This window comes from Achromobacter sp. JD417, from assembly GCF_041879325.1.
Lineage (GTDB): Bacteria > Pseudomonadota > Gammaproteobacteria > Burkholderiales > Burkholderiaceae_B > Achromobacter > Achromobacter mucicolens.
This window is the reverse complement of the sequence record NZ_CP087159.1, coordinates 3,166,738-3,189,105: the sequence shown is the minus strand read 5'-3', so window position 1 is coordinate 3,189,105 and position 22,368 is coordinate 3,166,738. Positions and strand designations below refer to the sequence as shown.

The following is a 22,368-nucleotide window of genomic DNA, read 5'->3' as shown; positions in this document are numbered from 1 at the left end:
GCCGGTCAAGCCGTGACCGGCGCGGGCTCGCCGGCCAGTTCCAGCCGGTTGCCGCCCATTTTCTTGGCCCGGTAGAGCGCCTGGTCCGCGATGGCCAGCGCGTCCATGATGGTGGGCGTGTCGCCCTCGAAGCGGGCCAACCCGATGCTCACCGTGGCGGCAATGCCGATGCCGTCCATCCGGTTCGAGACCGTGACCGCGAAACGCTCGGCCATGGCCTTGCCCAACGTGTGGGCGCCCTTCGCGTCATCCCCCCAGAGCAGAGCGGCAAATTCCTCGCCGCCGATGCGCGCAAGAATGGTGTCGTCACCCAGGACCTCGCGCGCGGTTTCGGCAAATGATTTCAGCACCTGATCGCCCGCCTGATGTCCATAGCGGTCATTGACGGACTTGAAGTGATCCAGGTCGAACGCCAGCACCGCCACCGTGCCCCGCCCTTCCTTGCCGTTCAGGATGCGCGCGCCTTGCTCGACAAACCAGCGCCGGTTTCCCAGCCGCGTCAGGTAATCGGTCTGCGACTCCATCAGCAGCTGGCTGTGGGTTTCGTCGCGGATGAGCTTGAGCAGCATCATCGGCAGCACCACGGAATACAGCACGCCTTCATAGATGGTGAGTTTGCCGGCCAGCGCCAGAACCTGGCCGCCGGACTCGGTCGCGAACCACGGCAGGACAAGCGCACGTGCCGCATACACGGCGGTATGCACCCCGGCAACCGCAACCACGATGTACCGCGAGCGCCGTGGCTTGAGCGCCTGGCAGCGCAACAGCTCCCAGGCCGTCAGTCCGCTGACGAGCGCAATCGGCACCGAGCTTACGTGTGTCCACATGACGTCCAGCCAGCGCACGCCGCCGATCACCCAGGTCAGCCCCATCCCGACCAGCACAAAGACCGAGATGCGCACATATCGCCGTCCGCTCAGCGCGGCAACGCCATTGAGCACCAGCAGGTACCCACCCAGGATGACCAGATTGCTGATCGCCGCGCCGCTGACACCGGGCAGGTCGCGGCGATACAGCGCTGCCGCGCAGCCGACAGCCAGCGTGGCGAATCCGGATGCCAGGATGCGCAGTTCCTTGCTGCGTTTGGGATTGGCCCGCTGCTCCCAGAACATCAGGCCGGCGCTGACAAGCAGTGTTCCGACTGCCAACAGGTAAAGAGTGAGAAGATCGACGTACATCTCGGAAAGTCAGGAGATTTCGCCGAAATATCGCGGCGGCTGCGGGATTTTACGGGGCTTTCCCACGCGTGCAACATCCTTACCGGGGCCTGTCATCCGACCCCGGATTTTTGTTCTATCGACAGGTCATTCTTGCTGATGCGGCCCCCAAAACCGGAGATTCCAATCCACGGAACTGGCCTGACGTTTCACCGCGCGCGCTGCCCGCTCTGCAAACCGCGGCATCATCCCCGGCGCGCGGCTTCGATGGTCGCAATGTCGATCTTCTTCATCGTCATCATCGCCTCGAATGCACGCTTGGCAGCCGCCTGGTCAAGATCCGTGACTGCCGCGAGCAGCGCCCGTGGCGTGATCTGCCAGGACACGCCCCATTTGTCCTTGCACCAGCCGCAATCGCTCTCCTGACCGCCATTCGAGACGATCGCGTCCCACAGGCGGTCGGTTTCGGCCTGATCATCGGTCGCGACCTGAAAGGAAAACGATTCGTTGTGCTGAAATGCGTCGCCGCCGTTGAGTCCCACGCAGGGAATGCCCATGACGGTGAAGTCGACCATCAGGATGTCGCCCTGCTGACCCGACGGGTAGTCGCCGGGCGCGCGATGGACAGCGCCCACCTCGCTGTCCGGAAACGTCCGGGCGTAGAAATTCGCCGCGTCCAGCGCGTCGCCGTCGTACCACAGGCAAATCGTGTTTTTGCTGGCCATCTTGCTCCTCCTTGGCAGGAAAGTGATGCACTCAACCCTTGCTGCAATGCGCGCCGTTCAAGCATAGTGCACGCGGCGCCGGCCGAAAACCGGGCACGGATCGAGCCTGAGCCGGCCGCGACTGAGCAGGCCGCGACTGAGCAGGCCGCGTCAATGCCCGCCGCACCGATTCCGGCCGCCCCGCATGCCGGCGCACGTTCACACCGCAATGCGGCCGTCGATGCACGTCACGGATTGCCCGCCCACGCGAATGGCGCCGTCCGCACCGAACGCGATGTTCAGCCTGCCCGACCGCCCCACCGCCGCGCCCTGCGTGCTGAGGTATTCCGTCCCAAACTGCTGCACTTGCCCCGCATCGCGGATGAACGCCGCCACCGATCCGTTGCCGCTGCCGCACACCGGGTCTTCGTTTGCGCCCAGGCTGGGGGCAAAGGCGCGGACCTCGATGGCGCTTTCCGCGCCTTCGCCATTCGCCCCATACACCACGATGCCGGCAGCCTGGTTGCGGCGGTCGAACTCGGCCATGCGGGCAAAGTCCGGGCGCAGCGTCAGCACGGCCTGCGCGCTGGGTAACTGCGCGATCGTCCACACCGGGCCCACATTGACGAGCTTGGGCGCGGGATCATGCAGGACCGCCGAACCCAGTATCCCTTCCATTTCATCGACCAGGTCTGCGCTCAGTTCGGTCAACCGGGCCTCCGGAAGCGTGAAGGCAATACGCGGACTGCCGCCGGTGATCTCGGTGACCGACAGGTCGATCAGGCCCGCGGCGCATTCCTGCACCAGTCTGCCGCCGCGCGCCTGGACGATGCCGGCTTCCAGCAACGCGTGCGCCGTTCCCAGCGTGGGATGCCCCGCAAAGGGCAGCTCGGCCTGCGGCGTGAAGATCCGGACCAGGTAATCGGCTTCGGGCTGCGTTGGCGGCAGCACAAAGGTGGTTTCCGACAGATTCGTCCAGTTGGCGATGCGCCGCATCTGCTCGTCCGTCATGCCTTGCGCCTGCAGCACCACCGCGACCGGATTACCGCGATAAGGTTCGCTGGTAAACACATCCACCTGCTTGAATGGCACGCTCATGACTTGCTCCTTAACACGAAGCGCCGACCGGACAAGTCCGGGCGGCAGCTCTCATTCAATACCCGGATGCCTGTCCGCCAGCCGTTGGCGGCGCACACGCAGCGCATCCAGCTTTTCTTCCAGCGCCGCGATCTCGGCATCCACGTCCTGCACACTTTGTTCGATGTGCTCGTACGCCTGCTGCAACAGCACCTTGGCCTCCTTGCGGCTGGAAGCGGTCGGTGTCTCGCCACGCAGCGGCCGGTTGGCGGTCTCGGGCAGGAAGAACGAGGTGATCAGCCCGATTAGCGACGCCGCCATCAGGTAGTAGGCCGGCATCATCAGGTTGTCGGTCTCTTCGACCAGCCACGCGGCCACGGTGGGCGTAAGCCCGGCGAAGATGATGGCCACATTGAACGAACTGGCCAATGCGCTATAGCGGATGCGCGTGGGGAACAGCGCCGGCAGCGTGGAGGCCATGATGCCGATCAGGCAGTTCAGGAAAATGGCGATCAGCAGCAGTCCCAGGAAGATCAGCGCGGTGTTGTCGCTGCCGATCAGGAAGAACGACGGGATCGCGGTAACCAGGAGCCCCAGGCTGCCGACCAGCAGAAACGGCTTGCGCCCGACCTTGTCGCTGACGAAACCCACCACCGGCTGCACGAACAGCATGCCCACCATCACCACGACGATGATGAGCACCCCGTGGCCTTCGGTGTAGCCCAGGCTGCCCGACAGGTACGTCGGCATATAGGTCAGCAGCATGTAATAGGTGATGTTGGTCACCAGCACCATGCCGATGCTGACCAGCAAGGCGCGGCGGTATTTGGCGAAGATCTCGCGGAACGACACCGACGGCTTTTCCTGCACGGCGTCGCGATCTTCCTTTTCCATCCGTTCGAGCTGCTGCGTGAAGGCCGGGGTTTCTTCGGCCGCATGCCGCAGATACAAGCCCAACAGGCCCAGCGGCCCCGCCACGAAGAACGGAATGCGCCAGCCCCAGTCCAGAAACGTCTGCTCGCCCAGCATGGTCTGCAGCAGCACGACCATGCCGGCGCCCACGACAAAGCCGGCTATCGAGCCGAAGTCCAGCCAGCTGCCCAGGAAACCCCGCTGCCTGTCCGGCGCGTACTCCGCCACGAAAACCGCCGCACCGGTGTATTCGCCGCCGACGGAGAAGCCCTGCGCCAGCTTGCACAGCAGCAGCAGGATCGGCGCCCACAGTCCGATCGTGGCGTACGCGGGAATGAGGCCAATGCAGAACGTGCTGATGGCCATGATGACGATGGTGAGCGACAGCACCTTCTGGCGCCCGAAGCGATCGCCCATGACGCCGAAGAACACGCCTCCTAACGGTCTCACCAGAAACGGCACCGAAAACGTGCCGAGCGCGGCGATGGTTTGCACGGCGGGCGAAGCATCCGGGAAGAACACCTTGCCCAGTGCGAACGCCACGAAACCGTAGACGCCAAAGTCGAACCATTCCATTGCATTGCCCAGCGCCGCCGCCGTGACGGCCTTCTTGAGCTTGGTGTTGTCGATGACCGTGATGTCGCCGATCTCCAGCGGACGGATCTCTTGCGACGACGTGGGGGTTTCTGCCATGGTGCGACATCCATAAAACGAGACATGCCGATTATGGACCCGATTTCGGCGCCGGTCATCGCCCGCTGCATTGCACAAGACGGGAACGCGCGCCCATAATGCCCCACCCACCAGATACTTGCCGGAGCCATCGATGCCACAGACCCCCAAGCCGCCGCTGATCTACCTGGAAGACCTGACCGTCGGTGACGTCTTCGTCAGCAAGACCCATGCCTTGGACGCCGAGCAGATCGTCGAGTTTGCCTCGCAGTTCGACCCGCAACCCTTTCATCTGGATCTGGAGGCGGCGCAAGATACGCTGTTCCAGGGCCTGGCGGCCAGTGGCTGGCATACGGCGGCGCTGACCATGAAGCTGCTGGTCGAGAGTTTTCCGGTGGCGCGCGGGGTGATTGGCGCAGGCGCCGAATTGGCGTGGCCGCAGCCCACCCGGCCGGACGATGTGGTCAAGGTGACGAGCACCGTGCTCAGCATCACGCCATCGCGCTCCAAGCCCGATCGCGCCATCGTGGTCGTGGAATCGATCACATCGAATCAGCGCGACGAGGCGCTGCAGAAGCTGACGAGCAAGGTCGTCGTCTTCCGCAAGCCTTGATAAGACGCAGCCCCGCCCGATCAAGCAGCCGCGGCGTCGGGCACCTTGGCGATGACCTTGATCTCGAACTGGAATCCGTACAGCCAGGTGACCCCGACCGCCGTAATGTTCGGATACGGCGCCTCGCCCCAGAATTCGGGCACCACCTCCCACATGGTTTCGAACTGCGACTGCGGATCGACCATGAAGACCGTCACGTCGACGACGTCGTCAAATGACGCACCCGCCGCATGCAGGATGGCGTTCAGATTCCGGAAGGCCATCCGCACCTGCTCGCGCAGGTCGGGCTCGGGTGAGCCGTCGTCATGGCTGCCGACCTGGCCGGACACGAACAGAAAGCCGTTGGAGCGAACCGCCGGCGAATAACGGTTGCGCTCGTAGAGCGCATGGCGATTGGGAGGAAAAACAACGTCGCGTTTGGTCATGGCGTTCTCCTGGTGATGGGCTGTCCGACAGCCCGCGTTGACATGGGCAAACTGTAAAAGCGCCCGCCCCGCGGATAAACGGTCAACTGCATCCATCACTATTTGTAGAATCCAAACAATCCCACTTCTATTCGAGCAGCCATGGACAGATTCGACGCAATGACCGCGTTTGCGCGCGTGGTGGAAACCGGCAGCTTCACCAAGGCCGCCGACACCCTGCACATGAGCAAGACGAGCGTGACGCAGCTGGTCCAGCAGCTCGAAGCGCGCCTGCGGGTGCGCCTGTTGAACCGCACCACGCGCAAGGTCAATGTCACGGCTGATGGCGCGGCGTACTACGAGCGCGTGATCAAGCTGCTGGCCGACATGGACGATGCCGAGACCAGTCTTTCCAGCGCCGCGGAAGCGCCGCGCGGCCGGCTGCGCGTGGACGTGCCCAGCCCGCTGGCGCGCATGGTGCTCGTGCCCGCCTTGCCGGACTTTCACGCGCGCTATCCCGACATCCAGCTCGACATGGGCGTCAGCGATCGCATCGTCGACCTGATCGGCGAAAACATCGATTGTGTCGTGCGGGGCGGCGAGCTGACCGACCAGTCCCTGATGGCCCGCCGCATCGGCGACCTGCAACTGGGCGTCTACGCCGCGCCCTCGTACCTGAAACTGGCCGGCAAGCCCGCGCACCCGCGCGAGCTTGAAGACACGCACCACCGCATCGTGGGTTTTCTGTGGCAACGCACCGGGCGCGCGCTGCCTTATGCCATGCGTCGCGGCAAGGAGGTCGTCAATGTGCACGGCCGCTACGTGCTGGCGGTTGACGACGGCAATGCCTACCTGGCGGCGGGGCTTGCCGGCATGGGCGTGATGTGGCTGCCGGACTACATGTCCGCGCCGCACCTGGCCAAGGGTGAGCTGGTGCCGGTCTTCGAGGACTGGAGGCTGGACCCGATGCCGATGTACGTGGCGTTCCCGCCCAACCGCCACGTCAGCGCCAAGCTGCGCGCCTTCATCGACTGGATCGTCGAGGTGGTGGGCGCGTATTCGCCCGCGGGCGGAAGGTAGTTCGCACCGCGCTGCTGCCTCGATCCTTCCCGCAACGCGTCAGCGCGGCGGGCGCTGCGGGAAGCTGCGCTCGAAGATTCCCTCGGCGATCCGGTTCTTCAGGATTTCGATGGATCCGCCCGCAATCATCCAGCCCCGGCATCGGCGCACGCAGTATTCGACCAGGGATTCACGGCTGTAGCCCAGCCCTCCCAGCACCTGCAGGGCGTCGTTGGCCACATCGAATCCCACCTGGTTGCAGTACGCCTTGGCGATGGCGGTCTCGGTCGCAGACGGAAAGCCGGTGTCCGCGCCGGTGGCGGCCCGATACAGCAGGAGCTGGGCCGCGTCCAGCTTGATGCGCATGTCGGCGAACTTCCACTGCAGTCCCTGGAATTCACACAACAGCCGGCCGAACTGCTTGCGTTGCATTGCCCAGCTGCGCGCTTCTTCGTATGCGTAGCGGCCCAATGCAAGAGAGCGCGCCGTATTGCCGATGCGCTCGACGTTGAAGCCCGCGATCTGCTTCTTGAATCCGCCTTCGCCCAACACAACCATGTCATCCGGCACGAAAACATTGTCAAAGAAGATCTCGACCCACTCCTCGCCCGACATGAAGGCCGACCGCTTGCCGAGTTTCACGCCCTCGTCGCGCGTCCCAATCAGCACGGACCCGATGCCACCCGTGCCCGGCCCGAACCGCACATAGGCCAGGATGACACTGGCGTGCGGGCCGTGCGTCGTAAAGATCTTCGTGCCATTGATGCGCCAACCGCCCTCCGCGCGCGTCGCGCTGGTCTTCAGTTCCGTGACGGCCGATCCCGCATCGGGCTCGGTCATGCCCACGGAGATCAGCCCTTCGCCGGCCAGAAGTCCTGTCAGGTACTTCTGCTTTTGCAAGGGACTGCCATATTCGGCCAGCACGCGGATGGCACCGAAGTTGCCCGCCTGCACCACGTCCGCGCTGCGCGGGCACACGGACGCCACGGTCTCGATGGCGATGACGGCATCCATCAGCGACCCGCCGATGCCGCCATCATCCTGTGCCACGGTGATTCCCAGCAGCCCCTGCCCCGCCATCAAGCGGGCGATATCCCACGGATAGTCATCGGAATGGGCCCTTTCCACTGCGCCGGACCGCAACTCGCGGTCGGCGAAACGGCGCACGGCGGATTGGAATTCTTGTTGTTCGGGAGTGAGTTTGAAATCCATCTTGGAGTTCCTGAGGCAAGAGTTGAAATGCGGGCGGCCGATCAGCCAAGGCGGACCAGACCGTCGACGGCGATCACGCCGTCGGCGCGGACGAACAAGGGGTTGATTTCGGCTTCGTCGATGCGCACGCCTGCGCACAGCGCCAGGCGCGAGAACGCGGCGATGGCGCGGGCCAACGCCTCGCAATCGCCTTCGGGCAGGCCGCGAAAGCCGGAGATCAGGCGCGTCTGGCGGACCTCGAGAATCATGCGCCGGGCCTCGTCCACGTCGACGGGCGCCAGGCGCAACGAGTAGTCAGGCGTGAGTTCCGCGGTGATGCCCCCCGCGCCCAGCAGCACCGTCGGGCCCACCAGGGGATCGTGGCGGTAGCCCAGGATCAACTCGATCAGGCGGTCTTCCATGGGCTGCACGAGAATGCCGTCGACATCGGCGTGCGGCGCGTGCCGCTCGACCGCTTCCAGCATCTGGCGTACGGCGGATTCCAGCGATTCGCCGTCGCGGATTCCGACGCGAACTGCACCCAATTCCGTCTTGTGCGCCAGGTCGCGCGAGCAGACCTTGGCAACGACCGGATACGGCACGCCGTGTTCGATTTTCTCCGGCGTGAGCAGGCTTGCTTGCACCACCGGGACGCCCACGGCACGAAAGAGCGTTCCGGCTTCGTACTCGTTGAGCATGCCGCTGCGGGGCAGCCCCTCGGGCCACGGCAGCGCCTCGCCCGACGCAGGCGGGCAGCCTGGCGGCGCAAAGAACACAGCCAGCGCGTCTGCGCAGGCCTCGGGACTGCGGAAGGCCGCGATGCCGCCTTCCTGCAGCAACGCCAGCGACGCAGGAGCCTCGGGCGCCAGAAACACGGCCAGCGGCTTGCCCGGCGGCTTGTCGGCCTGTAGCAGCGGTTGCACCGCCAGGCCGGGATGAAACTGCGCGGATGACCCGACGACGCTCAGCACGGCGTCGCACCAGTCGGCGCGCAGCAACGCCTCGAGCAGCATCTTGTACTGGTCGCTGGTCGCCGCCAAGGTCAGGTCGATGACGGGCGTTTCACGGATCGTCAAACCGCCTTCCGCGATCTCGCGCACGAACTGGGCCGGCGGCGCAACGGCCGCCAGGCCGCGCAGCCCCAGGTTGTCGACCACGGTCGCCGCGCCGCCACCCGTGGTGGTAATGACCGCCACCCGCGCCACCGCCTCGCCCGGCGACGTGACAACAGCAGGACGGGCATGGCGCGCCACCAACGGCGCGATCTCGAACAAGGTTTCCAATTGGTGCACGCGGAGCACGCCGTGCGCCTTCAAGAAGGCGTCCACCGCCACGTCGTTGCCCGCCATGGCGCCGGTATGGGATTGCGCCAGCGCATCGCCCTGTTCGGACCGGCCCAGCTTGTAGGCCACGACGGGCTTGCCCGCAGCCTTTGCGCGCGCCAAGGCGCTGGCCATCGTCGGGGCGGCGCGCAGCGTTTCCAGGAACAGCAGGATGACCTGGGTCTGCCGGTCGTCCACCAGCGCGTCCACCACTTCTCCAACCGTGATATCGCTCTCATTACCCACGGATACCGATTTGGCGAAACCGAAGCCGCGCGCGGCGGCGCGCGATAGCAGCGAACCCATCATCGACCCGCTTTGCGACACCAGGCTGATGCCGCCGGACAGCAGCGTATCGGCCTCGAAGGCGGCGTTCACGGAAAGGATGCCGCCACTGTGCAGGTCCGCCAGGCCGATGCTGTTGGGCCCGAGCAGACGCAGCCCCAGCGCGCGCGCCTGGCGCACCAACTCGGCCTGGCGCGCCTGCCCGTCGGCCCCCGCTTCGCCGAAGCCGTCGGAATAGATCGTCACCACGCGTGCGCCGGCCCGCGCGCAATCGGGCAGCAAGGCCGCGACGCCATCACCCGGAATCATGATGAAGACGTGGTCCACGGGGCCCGGCAATGCGCCCAGCGAAGGATAGGCGCGCTCGCCCAGGATCTCCGCCCGGGCTGCATTGATCGGATAGATTGCGCCGGCATAGCCATGCTTGCGCATGAAGCGCAGCGGGCGCGCCGTGTTCTTGCGCGAGTCGCCCGAGGCGCCCACCAGGGCGACAGCGCGCGGGGACAGGAGCGCCTCGGCGAACGTGGAAGCAGAGCAGGAATGGGTTGGGATCATGGAAGCAGAAGAAGGGAAAGGTTCATTGCAGGGGCATGTCGGCCGCCAGGCGCAACGCGCGCACCGGCATGGCGTCCAGGCGCCAAATGGCGTCGCGTAGCGCATGCATGCGGGCGCTGCCCAGGACGGGCCCGGCCAGTTCGCCGAACTTGTCATTCAGGTCCGCGTCTGACAGCGGCGCTTCGGGGTCGCCCTTGCGGTACGGGCAATGGTGTTCCAGCAAATGGCCACCGCGCGAGGTGACGCGTAGCCGAGCCGCGCGCATCTTGGGAAAACCTGCCGTCAGGTCCGGGGCTGCACGCAGGTCCATGCATTGCATCAGCGCGCGCACGCGCGGATCGCGCAGCCGGCCTTCGCCGAAGGCATCCAGCCTGACGGATCCATGCACCAGCGCATGCGCCACCACGTAGGGCAGGCTGAACTTGGCTTCGAACGCCGTGGCAGGCTGGAAATTGCCCGTCACGTCGAGCGCGGTCTGATAAGTCTCGACACGCAAGGCGGCGATGTCGTCCGGCCGCAGGCCCTGCTCGCGCAACGTGAGCGCCGCGTCGATCGCTGCGAAGGTGTGGCCGCAGCAACCGTGGTTCTTCTGCGTGATCGAGAGAATGTTGTAGCGCTCGCCCAGCCCCGCCAATGCCACATCCCAGTCCGGGTCGCGCGCCAGCGCGGCGCCAAATCCGACCTCGCCCTCAAGGATGTCCGGCACGCCAGTGATGCCGTGCGCAGCGCCCTGCCCGGCCCGCACGCCCACCGCGGCGGCATGGCCCGCGTGCAGCGCCTTGCTCATGGCGTCGGAGCGGAACGCCTGTTGCAGACCGCTCGCCAGCGTGCCGGCGGTGGCCAACGCGTGCAACATGACTGCCGCGTCTCCTGGCGCACACAACGCCGCGGCGGCAGCCGCGCCGCCGAAACAACCCACGGTGCCCGTGGTGTGGAAGTAGCGGTAGTGCGCGGGTTGCACCGCCGCGCCGATGCGGGTCGAGATCTCGTAGCCCACCACGATCGCCTGCAGCAGCGCGAGGCCGCTCACGTCATGCTCTTCGGCCAACGCCAAGGCGGCGGCGATAGTGGGGCAGCCAGGGTGATAGATCGCATCGCGGAAGATGTCGTCGAACTCCACCGCATGCGACACGCTGCCGTTGATCCAGGCCGCGGTGGCGGCAAACGCGGTGGTCGCGCAGCCAGGCAGGCTGGACGCGCCCGAGCCCAATTCCGCGCCATGCGCGCCCAGCAGTTGCTGGCACGGCGCGGCGCGGGTGCCGGGATACAGCGCCGACAGCCAGTCCAGGAACGCGCGCTTGGCGTAATGGATGACCTCCTCGGGCAGTCGACCTACGGCGTCTCGCGCGCCATAGCCCGCAATGGTGTCCAGCAGCATTCGTCCCTCCGCAGATTATTGCGGCGCAGCAGCCGCGCCGTTCGCTTCTGCCGATCACTCTAGGCGGCCCGGCTGCCCAAGGGTTGATAAAAAGGAAAACGAGCGTTCTTGAACGGGAGGGGCCGGAATTGGTGAAAGTTGCTTTGCCAATTTTTCATACCGCCGCGCCGGCGCCGTCCGTAAGCTGCATGGCAAGACGAGAAAAACAACGCATGACCAAGGAGGAAACAATGAGCGAGACCAAGACCCCGCTGGGCTTCATCGGCCTGGGCGTGATGGGGGAACCCATGTGCGCCAACCTGGTCCGGAAGTCCGGGCATCCGGTATACGTGACCGATCTCAGCGCGGACCCCATGGCCCGCATCGGCGCATTGGGCGCCCATGCCTGCGCGTCGGTGATTGAAGTGGCGCAGAGCGCCGAGATCGTCTTCCTGTCCTTGCCCAGCATCGTGCAGGTGGAACAGGTTTGCACCGGGCCGGGCGGCCTGGTCGAGGCGGCCGGCCGCGTGCGCATCGTGGTGGACATGAGCACCAGCGACGTCACGCGCACCCGGCAGTTGGCCGAGGTGCTGCGCGGACACGGCATTCTGCTGATCGACGCGCCGGTGGCGCGCATGCGCGAGGCGGCCCGCCTCGGTACGCTGATGATCACCGTGGGCGCCACCCCGCAAGACTACGACACCGTGCTGCCCTACCTGTCCTGCATGGGCACCGACGTGCTCTTGTGCGGCGGCATCGGCAACGGCCAGGTGGTCAAGATCATGAACAACATGGTGGTCTTCATGACCGTGCACGCGCTGGCCGAAGCCGTGACCATCGGCCGCCGCGCGGGCGTGGACGGGGCCCTGTTGCTGGACGCGTTGAGCAAGGGCTCGGCAGACAGCTTCGTGCTGCGCAATCCAGGCCAGAAGGCGCTGGCGCCGCAGACCTTCCCGGAAAAGACCTTTCCGACCGAATACGCGATCAAGGACATCCTTCTGGCACTGGAGCTTGCGAACCAGGGCGAGGTCGACGCCCGCGCGGCCAAGCTGACGCACGACCTGCTGGAGCGCACGCGCGCCGCCGGCTACGTCAAGGAGTACTACCCGGTCATGGTCAAACTGATCGAGCGCGGCTACGCGTAATACGCCCCCGGCGCCTGGCGCCGCCCCTTTCCTACCCGAGACTCCCATGACACCCATGCTACGCAGGTGGGTCCTGCCCCTGCTCGCCGCCACGATCGGTTTCAATGCCGCCGCCGCGGACTATCCGGCCAAGCCGATCACCCTGATCATCGGCTTTACCGCCGGCGGACCCACGGATGCGGTCGGCCGCTACCTGGCGCGCCAATTGGAGGCCGAACTGGGCCAACCCGTCGTTGTCGAAAACCGTGCCGGGGCCAATGGCGTCGTGGCCGTGCAGGCGGTCAAGCGCGCGCCCGCCGACGGCTACACCCTGATGCTGGGCAGCAGCGGCACCCTTTCGATCGAACCCGTCTACAAGCAGAAGGTCGACTATCAGGTCCTCAAGGACTTCCAGCCGGTCGCCCTGGTCGCCAGCTATCCATACCTGCTGGTCGTGCCGGCGGGCTCGCCATTCGACAGCGTGCAGGCGTTGATTGCCGGCGCGCGCAGCAAGCCGGGCGCGCTGACCTTTGCGTCGGCCGGCAGCGGCGCGGTAAACCACCTGGCCGGTGAATGGTTCAAAAGCGCCACCAAGGCCGACATCACCCATGTCCCCTACAAAGGCGATTCGGCCGCGATTGCCGACCTGGTGGCAGGACGCGTGGACATGGCCTTCCTGAGCGCCATTGCCGCCATGCCGCAGGTGCAGGCCGGCAAACTGCGCGCGTTGGGGATCGCTGCCGCCCAACCGTCCTCGGTGGCGCCGGGCGTGCCCACCGTGGCACAGGCCGCGGATATCCCCGGCTTCACGGCGGAGCCCTGGAACGGGGTGCTCGCGCCAGCCGGCGTCCCGCCCGCGGTCACGCAGCGCCTGAACGCGGCGATCAACAAAGTGATGAGCGCCAGCGAAGCGCGCGACGCACTGCTCAAGCTGGGTCAGTACCCGATGACGGGCAGTCCCGAGGACTTCTCCCGACACATCAGCACGCAAACCGAACGTTGGGCGCAGGTCATGCAGGCCAGCCACATTGCCAAGGCGGACTAGATGAAATATCCCGAACTGACACTTCTCATCGGCGGACGCGCCGTCGCAGCCGGCCAGCGGCCAAGCCTGGACGTGATCGACCCCGCCACGCAAACGGTGCTCGGCCGGCTGCCGGTAGCCTCGCCCGACGATATCGACGAAGCGCTGGAGTCCGCGCAACGCAGCTTTCCCGGATGGCGCGACACCCCTGCGCTGGACCGAGCCGCGATCCTGCGCCGCACCGCCACGCTGATGCGCGAACGCACGCCGCGGCTGGCGTGGCTGATCACCCGCGAACTCGGCAAGCCCCTCGCGGAATCCGAAAAGGAAGTGGCAACAGCCGCGGAGATGTTCGAATGGGGCGCCGAAGAAGCGCGGCGCACTTATGGCCGCCTGATTCCCGGCCGCGTGGGCGGCATCCGGCAGATGGCGATCCCCGAACCCATCGGGCCGGTCGCCGCCTTCGCGGGCTGGAATGCGCCGGCCATCACCCCCTCCCGCAAGATCGCCGGCGCGCTGGCGGCGGGCTGCTCCATCGTCATCAAGCCATCCGAGGAAACACCCGCCATCGCCTTGGAGATCGGCCGTGCGCTCGCCGACGCCGGACTGCCGGCAGGCGTGCTCAGCATGGTGTTCGGCGATCCGGGGGAGATTTCCCGGCGGCTGATCGAATCGCCCGTCATCCGGATGGTGACCTTTACCGGCTCGACCGCCATCGGCCGGGAACTGGCGACGATGGCTGCGGCAGGGCTCAAGCGCGCCACGCTGGAACTGGGCGGCCACGCGCCCGTGCTGGTTTTCGGCGACGCCGATCCCATCCAGGCGGCTGACACCGTTCTGGCTGCCAAGCTGCGCAATTCTGGCCAGATCTGCACATCGCCGACGCGCATGGTCGTGCATGAAAGCGTGTATGACCGCTTTGTCGAGCGGCTGGCTGAGCGCGCGCGCGGCTGGCGCGTGGGCAACGGCCTGGAGGCCGGGGTGCAGATGGGACCGCTCGCCAACCCCCGCCGGCTCGCGGCGATGGAGACGATGGTGGCCGATGCCCTTGACCGCGGTGCGCGGCTGGCCGCCGGGGGCCAGCGCCTGGACCTGCCCGGCTGGTTCTGGGCGCCCACTGTGCTGAGCGGCGTGAGTGCGGACTGCCGCGCCGCGAACACCGAGCCGTTCGGCCCGCTGGCACTGGTGCAACCGTTCACGAGCATGGACGAGGCGCTACACGAAGCCAACCGTTTGCCCTTCGGACTGGCGTCCTACGTATTCACCCGCGACGCCGCTACGGCGCGCATCGCGTCCGAGCGCATCGAAAGCGGCGTTGTGTGCATCAATCACTGCCAGGCCTCGCTGCCCGAGACGCCGTTTGGCGGCTTCAAGGATAGCGGGCTTGGCAAGGAAGGCGGCGTGGAAGGTATTCAGGAATTCATGCAGGTCAAGTACGTGAGCCAGATGTAGCCCACTGCCATCACCCGAGCGGTGCGGCAACTGACCGCGCCGCCACCCCATCCAAAGGAGAACACCATGCACAAGAAGATCACAGCCGCGCTCGCGATGGCTGCCCTTGCCGGCGCGGCGCAGGCGCAGCCGGCCGACGGCATTTCCGACGGCGTCGTGCGGATCGGCGTGCTGACAGACATGTCGGGCGCCTATTCCGGCAACGTTGGACCGGGCTCGGTGCTCGCGACGCGCCTTGCCATCGAGGAATTCGGCGGCAAGGTCCGGGGCAAGCCCGTCGAAATGTTGTCCGCCGACCACCTGAACAAGACCGATGTGGCCGCCAGTCGCGCACGTGAATGGATGGACCGGGAGAAAGTCGACGTGGTCACGGAGCTGGGCAACAGCGCCGTCGCGCTGGCGGTGATGAACATCGCCCGCGAGAAAGGCCGGATGACCATGGTGACCGGCGCGGGCGCCACCCGGATCACGGGCGAGGACTGCTCGCCCAACAACGTCCAGTGGGTCTACGACACCTATGCGCTTGCAAAGGTAGGCACGCTCCCCCTCGTCGAGGCCGGCGCCAAGAAGTGGTTCTTCGTGACCGCCGACTATGCCTTCGGCCATTCGCTGGAAACCGACGGCATGCGCTTCGTGAAGGAAGGCGGCGGCACGGTGGCCGGATCGGCGCGCTACCCATTTCCGGGCAACGATTTCGCCTCGTTCCTGCTGTCGGCGCAATCCAGCAAGGCCGACGCCGTCGCCTTTGCCAGCGCCGGCGCAGACCTGCAGAACGAAATCAAGCAGGCGCGCGAGTTCGGTCTGGCGGCCAAGCAGAAGCTCGTGGCGATGCTGATGAGCATTACCGACGTGCACGGCGTGGGCCTGGACGCCGGCCAGGGCATGACCTTCGCCGAAACCTTCTATTGGGACATGGACGACGAGACACGCGCCTTTGCCCAGCGATTCTTCAAGGCGTCCGGCAAGATGCCCACGGCGCTGCAGGCCGGCCAGTATTCGGCAGTACTCAACTATTTGCGGGCGGTCGAGAAATCGGGCTCGGACAACGTTGACGTGGTCATGAAGACGCTGCGCGACATGCCGATCCGGGACGCCTTCGCGCGCAACGCCCGCCTGCGCGAAGACGGCAAGCTCATCCACGACACCTACGTGGTGGAGGTCAAGTCGCCGGCGGAGTCCAAGGCCCCGTGGGACTACTACAAGATCATGCGCACCGTGCCGGGCGACCAGGCCTTCATGCCCTTGTCGGAAAGCCAATGCAAGCTGGTCAAGCAATGATCCCGGCGCCGCAGGCCGAAGGCAGCATGCCGGCCTACGAGGTCTACGCGATCCGCTATGCCAGCGTGACACGCCGCGCCGCCGACAACTTCCTCTCGCGCGCAGACGTGCACGACGGACCGATGCCGCTGGACTTCTATTGCTGGCTGCTGCGTGGGCCGGCGGGCAACGTGCTGGTCGACACCGGCTTCAGCGCCTGCTCCGCGCGGGCCCGCAACCGCGCATTCACGCTGCAACCGGAGGCGGCGCTGGCACGGCTCGGCGTGGCGCCGGCCGATATCGGCGACCTTATCCTCACCCACCTGCACTATGACCACGCAGGCAACGTGGAGGCGTATGCGAACGCGCGGGTGCATCTGCAGGACGCCGAGATGCAATACGCCACCGGCCGCTACATGTGCTTTGAATCGATGCGGCATTTCTTCTCGGTCGATGACGTGCAGGCGGTCGTGCGTCAGGTGTATGCCGGCCGGGTGCAGTTTCACGATGGCGATGCGCAGCTGGCGCCCGGGCTTGAGGTCTATCGCGTCGGGGGGCACACGCAGGGCCTGCAGGTCGTGCGCGTGCACACGGCGCGCGGCTGGGTCGTGCTGGCATCGGACGCCCTGCACTACTACCGCAATTACCACGACAACAACCCGTTTCCCGCGATCTTCCATCTAGGCGATATGCTCGAGGGCTATGCGCGCATCCGGACCCTGGCGGATTCCGAGGCGCACATCGTGCCGGGCCACGATCCCGCCGTTGCCGAGCGCTATCCCCGTGCCGATGGCGACGACGGCATTTACCGCCTGGACGTCCCGCCCCTGTGACAAGGACCACGCAATGCAAGAAGACGATTTCATCCTTCACCGCCTGGCGGACGCCGTGAACCGCCAGGAGCGGCTGGTGTGGCGCGGCCGCCATCTGGACACGGTATTTCTGCTGGAATGCGGCGATGCCGCCTATCTGATCACCGTGCAGGCGGGCCGCATCGCCGCCGTGAAACGGGGCCCGTTCGTCATGCCGCGCTGGCAATTCGCGTTGCGCGCGGCGGCGGCCGACTGGGCGCAGTTCTGGCGCGCCACCCCGCCCCCGGGCTTTCACGACCTGATGGCGCTGGTGAAATTCCGCCGCCTGCGCGTCGAGGGAGACCTGTATCCCCTGATGTCCCATCTACTGTATTTCAAGGACGTGCTGGCCTGCCCGCGCGCCCAAGGAGCGCCCCTGTGAACGCCAGCCCAGCCGTCTTCGAGCCGATCGTCGGCCGCTATCTGCAGTTGCCCCTGGGCGGACGCCAGCACCGCATCTACGTCGAGGAAGCGGGCCACGGCACGCCGCTGCTGTGCCTGCACACCGCGGGCGCTGACGCACGCCAATACCGCGCGGTGATGAACGACCCGGCCATCCTGGAGTCGTTCCGGGTCATCGCCTTTGACCTGCCCTGGCACGGCAAATCCTCGCCGCCCGAGGGCTGGCACGAAGAAACCTACCGCCTGACCTCGCAGGATTACACGCGCGCGATCATCGCGGTCGCCGACGCGTTGGACCTTGACCGGCCGCTGGTGATGGGTTGCTCCATCGGCGGGCGCATCGTGCTGCATCTGGCGCTGGAACACGCGGACCGCTTTGGCGGCGCCATCGGGCTGCAATCGGGCGCGCATGTCGATCCCTACTACGACCTGGAATGGCTGAACCGGCCGGACGTGCATGGCGGCGAAGTCTGCGCAGGCATCGTGTCGGGACTGATCGGACCAGGCAGCCCGGACAAGCACCGCTGGGAGACTTTGTGGCATTACATGCAGGGCGGGCCGGGTGTGTTCAAGGGCGACCTGCATTTCTACACCGCCGATGGCGACGTCCGGGACCGCGTGGCCGGCATCGACACGCAGCGCTGTCCGCTGTGGCTGCTGACCGGTGAGTACGACTATTCGTGCACGCCGCAGGACACGGAATTCCTGGCGAGCCGCATCGCCGGATCGCAGTGGCAGGTCATGGAAGGCATGGGTCACTTCCCCATGAGCGAGGATCCCGAGCGGTTCCTCGCGTATCTGCGACCGGTGCTGGCGCAGGCGGCCGAGAAACGGCAGACAAGGTAGCCATTGACGCGAAGCGCCCCGCGCGCCGGAATGCGCCGGGGGCTGGCGGACCGATCATTCCGCCTGCGTCAGCGCCCTGAGCAATTCCTCCACAGGCCGCGCCAATTGGTTCGTATCACGGACGCACACGTAGAACTGGCGCTCGGCCCAGTCATCGCGCAGCCGCAGCAGCGCAAGTCCCATCGACGCCAGGTAGTGGCGCGCAATGCCTTCCGGCACCACGCCGATGCCCAGCCCCTCGCGAATCATGCGGCAGCGCGTTTCGAAGTTCGACACCTGCAGCTTCACCGTGGGCGGGCGCGAGAGCGTCTGTCCCGCATACGCCAGGAACTGGTCGAGCGAATGACGCGGAAAATATCCAAGCAGGTCGTAGTCCAGCGCCTCTTCCAGGTACAACTCGGTGCGGTCCGCCAGCGCGTGCCCCACCGGCACCACCAGCCCCACGCGATCGCGCCGGAACGGAAACGAGGCCACCCCTGGCACCGGATGGTCGGCGTGATAGATGCCGATGTCCACGGAGGACTCGGCGACCAGTCGCGGAATGTCGTAGCTGTGCCCTTCGAGCAGATCGACGCTGACGTCGCTGCGCCCGGCAAGAAACCGGCCCATCACCCCCGGCAAAAATTGCAGGATGGTCGACGGATTGGACGCCAGCCGTATCTTGGCCTGGCCGTTCAGCGAATAGCCATTGATGGCCTGCTCGGTCAGTTGCACGCTGCGCAGGATGGCCTTGGCACGCTGATACAGCAAGGCGCCCGCCGACGTGGGCTCGACGCCGCGTCCATGGCGGTGCAACAGCGTGCGCCCCAGATGCCGCTCCAGTTCGGCCACGCGTTTGCTCGCGGCCGAGGTCACCAGATTCTCTCGCTCGGCCGCTCGGGACAGGCTCTTTTCCTCGACGGCCGCGACGAAGATTTCCAACGCTGGGATATCTAGCTTTTTCATGGGGGCAATATACCGTGGAGCACAAGGTTGGTCGCGAGCTGTCTGGCGCTGCCGCCACTACCCTTTGGCAAGCTCCCCCGCCAGTTCCAGCGCGCGCGCCAGAAACGCCGACGCATCGTCCTTGCGATAGCTGACGATCACGGGCGACACGAAGGCATCGGCCTCGATGCGCACGTGGGCCACATCCTGGCGCTGCAGGCGCTGCACGGAGGCGGGCACCACGGTCACCCCCAAGCCCGCGGCGACCAGCCCGATCGCGGTCTGCAGTTCGTTGGCCTCTTGCACCACCTGCAGCGAGTAGCCGGCCGCGCGAAACAGGCCCAGCACATGATCCGCGTAGTTTGGGCGCGGACGCGCCGGATACAGCACGAAAGGCTCGCGCGCCAGGCGGCTGACGGCGACGCTGCCCTGGCCGGCCAGCGGATGATGCAAGGGCACCGCGGCCATCAGGGGCTCGGTCATCAGCACGCGCCGCTCGATCGCGGGGTCGTCCAGCAGGATGCGGCCAATGCCCAGATCGATGCGCCCTGCCTTCAGCGCCTCGAGCTGCGGCAACGTGTTCATTTCCATCAGGCCCACTTCGACCCGCTCATCCGCGCCGCGCAGCAGCCGGATCAATTCCGGCACGAAACCGTAAAGCGTCGACGGCACGAAGCCGATGCCGAACCAGCGCCGCTCGGTCTGGCCCAACCGGCGCGTGCCTTCCAGCACTTCGTCCAGACGGGCGGTCAGCAGGCGCGATTGCTCCAGCAGGAAACGGCCCGCCTCGGTCAGGCGTAGCGCCCGCGTGGTCCGTTCGAACAGCTGCACGCCCAGCTCTTCCTCCAGCTGCTTGATCTGGCGGCTGAGCGGCGGCTGCGCAATGTGCAGCCGCGAGGCTGCCAGCGTGAAACTGCCTGCGTCGGCCACCGCCTGGAAGTACCGCAAATGCCTGAGTTCCATGGCGATTAAGACCTTGGAGGTATGAATTGAAACCCATATAGTCTTGGACACTTGAAAAAAAGGCAAGCGATACTGCGCCCATCGGGCAGGCACCGTCGATCAGAGTATTAATCGCGCGCGGACCTCGCCACCAATAAATCAAGCGTCACGGAGACAACCATGCGCCATGTATTCAGACCCTTTGCCCGCGCATTGCTGGCCGCCTCGCTGCTCGCCGGCGCAACCGCCGCGCAGGCCGATGCCTATCCGGATCACCCCGTGAAGTGGATCGTGCCCTTCCCGCCCGGCGGCGCGATGGACAGCATCGCGCGCACGCTGGGCGAATCGATGGGCAAGCAGCTGAACACATCCTTCATCGTCGAGAACCGCGCCGGCGCGGGCGGCAACATTGGCGCGGCGGCCGTGGCGCGCGCCAAGCCCGACGGCTACACCATCCTGATCGTCGCCAACGGCATGGCCGTCAATCCGGCGCTGTACCAGGACCTGAACTACGACCCCATCAAGGACTTCGCGCCCATCTCGCTGCTGGCGGTCGTACCCAATGTGCTGGTGACCAATCCAGCGCGTACCGGCGCAACCAGCGTCGCGGACGTGATTGCTAAGGCCAAGGCGCAGCCCAAGCACTACACGTACGCCTCCGCGGGCGTTGGCACCTCCATTCACCTGGCTGGTGAGATGTTCGTGTCGATGACCGGGGTGGACATGCTGCACGTCCCTTACAAGGGCAGTGGCCCCGCCGTCGCCGACCTGCTGGGCGGCCAGGTGGATTACATGTTCGACAGCATCACGTCCGCCAAGCCCCACATCGCGAGCGGCAAGCTGCGCGCGCTGGGCGTCACCACCACCAAGCGGTCGGCTGCCCTGCCCGACGTGCCGACGATGCAGGAGGCCGGCGTGCCCGGTTATGAGCTGATGCCCTGGTTCGCTGCCTTTGCGCCCGCTGGCACGCCGCCGGAAGCGGTAGCCAAGCTGAATGAAGCCATGCGCGCCGCGCTGGCCGATCCCAAGGTGAAGGCGACGCTGGATTCGATTGGCGCCGAGCCGATCGGCAGCACGCCGGACGCGCTGCGCGACCACCTGGCCAAGGAAACGGCGCAGTGGAAGGATCTGGTCAAGGAACGCGGCATCAAGATCAATTGACCGCAGGCCGCGGCGCCGCCGTGGGGATGGGGTATCGTTGACAGCTCCCCTCCCTGCGAAGGATGCATCATGGCCCTCAAACATGCGGATCCCGGGCAAGTCATCGATCTCAAGCCCTATGGCGCCGCGCTAGCGCAAAAGCAGTCGATCGCGCTTTTCAAGTCCGAAGACCTTGAGGTCATGCGCCTGGTGCTGCTCGCCGGCAAGACCATGCCCTCGCATGACGTCGCCGGCGAGATCACCCTGCAGTGCCTGGAGGGCAGCATCGAGGTCACCGCCGAAGGCGCCACGCACGTCCTCTACCCCGGCCACCTGATGTACCTGCCGGGCCGCGCGCCGCACGCGCTGTTCGCGCTGGAAAATGCGTCGGTGCTGGTGACCGTGGCGCTCAAGCGCGCGTAGCGCATGCGGCCGGGGTGCCGCGCTCCCCGGCTTTGCTCGGTGCGCCCGGCCCTACTTCGCCGCGCGCCCCTTGACCGCCTTGCCCAGCACCTGAACGAAGGCGTCATTGAACGCTGGGATATCGTCCGGCTTGCGGCTGGACACCAGCACGCCGTCCACGACCACTTCCTCATCCACCCACTGCACGCCCGCATTGCGCAGGTCATCCTGCAGCGACGGCCAGCTGGTCATCTTGCGCCCCTTGACCACGCCGGCCGAGATCAGCAGCCAGGCGCCGTGGCAGATGACGGCCACCGGCTTGCCCGCGTCCATGCAGGCGCGCACCAGTTCCTGGGCCTTGGGCTGCATCCGGATCTCGTCGGCATTGACGACACCGCCGGGCAGCAGCAACGCGTCAAAGACGTCCGGCTCGGACGCAGCCTGCAGGAACGTGAGGTCCACGGGGAACTTGTCGCCGGGCTTGTCGTGGTGCATGCCCTGGATCGGGTCAGTGCGTGCCGACACCACCACGGTCCGGGCGCCTTCTTTGTGCAGACGGTCGCGCGGCCCCGTAAGTTCGACCTGCTCGAATCCGTCGACGGCCAGAATCGCGATGTTGATGTCTTGAAGTGTTGCCATGTTTGCTCCTGTGCGGGGCCTGCGAATACTGCGGCGCAGCGCAACGCGCACGCGCGG

Annotated in this window: 22 protein-coding genes; 11 read left to right on the top strand and 11 right to left on the bottom strand. The window is 66.2% G+C overall.

Features of this window, described 5'->3' with window-relative positions:
- Positions 1–5: 5 nt before the first annotated feature.
- The 4 genes from LN047_RS14595 to proP all read right to left on the bottom strand — a co-directional run bounded on the left by LN047_RS14595 (position 6) and on the right by proP (position 4,543).
- A complete protein-coding gene (locus tag LN047_RS14595; protein WP_373979378.1) occupies positions 6–1,178 on the bottom strand; it encodes a diguanylate cyclase in 1,173 nt (390 codons plus the stop codon).
- Between the two features lie 224 nt (positions 1,179–1,402).
- Positions 1,403–1,882: a VOC family protein gene (locus tag LN047_RS14590; RefSeq protein ID WP_373979377.1), complete on the bottom strand. Its 480-nt coding sequence runs from the start codon at positions 1,880–1,882 to the stop codon at positions 1,403–1,405.
- Positions 1,883–2,080: 198 nt separating this feature from the next.
- A complete protein-coding gene (locus LN047_RS14585; protein WP_373979376.1) occupies positions 2,081–2,959 on the bottom strand; it encodes a PhzF family phenazine biosynthesis protein in 879 nt (292 codons plus the stop codon).
- 51 nt (positions 2,960–3,010) lie between these two features.
- Positions 3,011–4,543, bottom strand: a complete 1,533-nt coding sequence (gene proP / locus LN047_RS14580; RefSeq protein WP_373979375.1) for a glycine betaine/L-proline transporter ProP — start codon at positions 4,541–4,543, stop codon at positions 3,011–3,013.
- A gap of 133 nt (positions 4,544–4,676) precedes the next feature.
- Between proP and LN047_RS14575 the strand changes: the two genes are divergently transcribed.
- Positions 4,677–5,135 (top strand): MaoC family dehydratase, encoded by a 459-nt coding sequence (locus LN047_RS14575; protein WP_373979374.1) that lies wholly within the window; start codon positions 4,677–4,679, stop codon positions 5,133–5,135.
- 20 nt (positions 5,136–5,155) lie between these two features.
- Here LN047_RS14575 and LN047_RS14570 read toward each other — a convergent pair whose 3' ends face one another.
- Positions 5,156–5,560: a RidA family protein gene (locus LN047_RS14570; RefSeq protein ID WP_128828294.1), complete on the bottom strand. Its 405-nt coding sequence runs from the start codon at positions 5,558–5,560 to the stop codon at positions 5,156–5,158.
- A gap of 141 nt (positions 5,561–5,701) precedes the next feature.
- Here LN047_RS14570 and LN047_RS14565 point away from each other — a divergent pair, with 141 nt between their 5' ends.
- Positions 5,702–6,619, top strand: coding sequence for a LysR substrate-binding domain-containing protein (locus LN047_RS14565; protein ID WP_373979373.1), 918 nt, complete (start codon positions 5,702–5,704; stop codon positions 6,617–6,619).
- 39 nt (positions 6,620–6,658) lie between these two features.
- Here LN047_RS14565 and LN047_RS14560 read toward each other — a convergent pair whose 3' ends face one another.
- From LN047_RS14560 to LN047_RS14550, 3 genes are read right to left on the bottom strand one after another with little or no spacing between them, the layout of a single operon-like run.
- On the bottom strand, positions 6,659–7,810 hold the full coding sequence (locus LN047_RS14560; RefSeq protein ID WP_280000868.1) for an acyl-CoA dehydrogenase: 1,152 nt from the start codon (positions 7,808–7,810) through the stop codon (positions 6,659–6,661).
- Between the two features lie 41 nt (positions 7,811–7,851).
- Complete coding sequence (locus tag LN047_RS14555; RefSeq protein WP_373979372.1) at positions 7,852–9,951, bottom strand: acetate--CoA ligase family protein; 2,100 nt, start codon at positions 9,949–9,951, stop codon at positions 7,852–7,854.
- Between the two features lie 22 nt (positions 9,952–9,973).
- On the bottom strand, positions 9,974–11,329 hold the full coding sequence (locus LN047_RS14550; protein WP_373979371.1) for an MmgE/PrpD family protein: 1,356 nt from the start codon (positions 11,327–11,329) through the stop codon (positions 9,974–9,976).
- A 230-nt stretch (positions 11,330–11,559) separates the two neighbouring features.
- Between LN047_RS14550 and LN047_RS14545 the strand changes: the two genes are divergently transcribed.
- The 7 genes from LN047_RS14545 to LN047_RS14515 all read left to right on the top strand — a co-directional run bounded on the left by LN047_RS14545 (position 11,560) and on the right by LN047_RS14515 (position 18,264).
- A complete protein-coding gene (locus tag LN047_RS14545) occupies positions 11,560–12,453 on the top strand; it encodes an NAD(P)-dependent oxidoreductase (RefSeq protein WP_373979370.1) in 894 nt (297 codons plus the stop codon).
- A 46-nt stretch (positions 12,454–12,499) separates the two neighbouring features.
- Positions 12,500–13,477: a Bug family tripartite tricarboxylate transporter substrate binding protein gene (locus tag LN047_RS14540; protein WP_373979369.1), complete on the top strand. Its 978-nt coding sequence runs from the start codon at positions 12,500–12,502 to the stop codon at positions 13,475–13,477.
- Positions 13,478–14,908, top strand: a complete 1,431-nt coding sequence (locus tag LN047_RS14535) for an NAD-dependent succinate-semialdehyde dehydrogenase (RefSeq protein WP_373979368.1) — start codon at positions 13,478–13,480, stop codon at positions 14,906–14,908.
- A 66-nt stretch (positions 14,909–14,974) separates the two neighbouring features.
- Entirely contained in the window at positions 14,975–16,186 is a 1,212-nt protein-coding gene (locus LN047_RS14530) for an ABC transporter substrate-binding protein (RefSeq protein WP_373979367.1), read from the top strand.
- On the top strand, positions 16,165–16,998 hold the full coding sequence (locus tag LN047_RS14525) for an N-acyl homoserine lactonase family protein (RefSeq protein WP_373979366.1): 834 nt from the start codon (positions 16,165–16,167) through the stop codon (positions 16,996–16,998). The genes LN047_RS14530 and LN047_RS14525 overlap by 22 nt, the downstream gene beginning before the upstream one ends.
- 13 nt (positions 16,999–17,011) lie before the next feature.
- Positions 17,012–17,398, top strand: a complete 387-nt coding sequence (locus LN047_RS14520) for a hypothetical protein (protein ID WP_338615394.1) — start codon at positions 17,012–17,014, stop codon at positions 17,396–17,398.
- The gene (locus tag LN047_RS14515; RefSeq protein ID WP_373979365.1) at positions 17,395–18,264 is read left to right on the top strand and encodes an alpha/beta fold hydrolase; all 870 of its coding nucleotides are present in this window, start codon (positions 17,395–17,397) and stop codon (positions 18,262–18,264) included. Before LN047_RS14520 ends, LN047_RS14515 begins: the two co-directional genes overlap by 4 nt.
- A gap of 54 nt (positions 18,265–18,318) precedes the next feature.
- Here the strand turns inward: LN047_RS14515 and LN047_RS14510 are convergent, their stop codons facing one another.
- Both LN047_RS14510 and LN047_RS14505 read right to left on the bottom strand, forming a co-directional pair.
- The gene (locus tag LN047_RS14510; RefSeq protein WP_280000843.1) at positions 18,319–19,209 is read right to left on the bottom strand and encodes a LysR family transcriptional regulator; all 891 of its coding nucleotides are present in this window, start codon (positions 19,207–19,209) and stop codon (positions 18,319–18,321) included.
- A 57-nt stretch (positions 19,210–19,266) separates the two neighbouring features.
- A complete protein-coding gene (locus tag LN047_RS14505; RefSeq protein ID WP_338615396.1) occupies positions 19,267–20,151 on the bottom strand; it encodes a LysR family transcriptional regulator in 885 nt (294 codons plus the stop codon).
- A gap of 159 nt (positions 20,152–20,310) precedes the next feature.
- Between LN047_RS14505 and LN047_RS14500 the strand changes: the two genes are divergently transcribed.
- Together LN047_RS14500 and LN047_RS14495 are read left to right on the top strand one after the other, a co-directional pair.
- On the top strand, positions 20,311–21,291 hold the full coding sequence (locus LN047_RS14500; protein ID WP_373979364.1) for a tripartite tricarboxylate transporter substrate binding protein: 981 nt from the start codon (positions 20,311–20,313) through the stop codon (positions 21,289–21,291).
- Between the two features lie 69 nt (positions 21,292–21,360).
- Positions 21,361–21,693, top strand: coding sequence for a cupin domain-containing protein (locus LN047_RS14495; protein WP_142055064.1), 333 nt, complete (start codon positions 21,361–21,363; stop codon positions 21,691–21,693).
- Positions 21,694–21,744: 51 nt separating this feature from the next.
- Here LN047_RS14495 and LN047_RS14490 read toward each other — a convergent pair whose 3' ends face one another.
- Entirely contained in the window at positions 21,745–22,311 is a 567-nt protein-coding gene (locus tag LN047_RS14490) for a type 1 glutamine amidotransferase domain-containing protein (RefSeq protein ID WP_373979363.1), read from the bottom strand.
- Between the last annotated feature and the right edge of the window lie 57 nt (positions 22,312–22,368).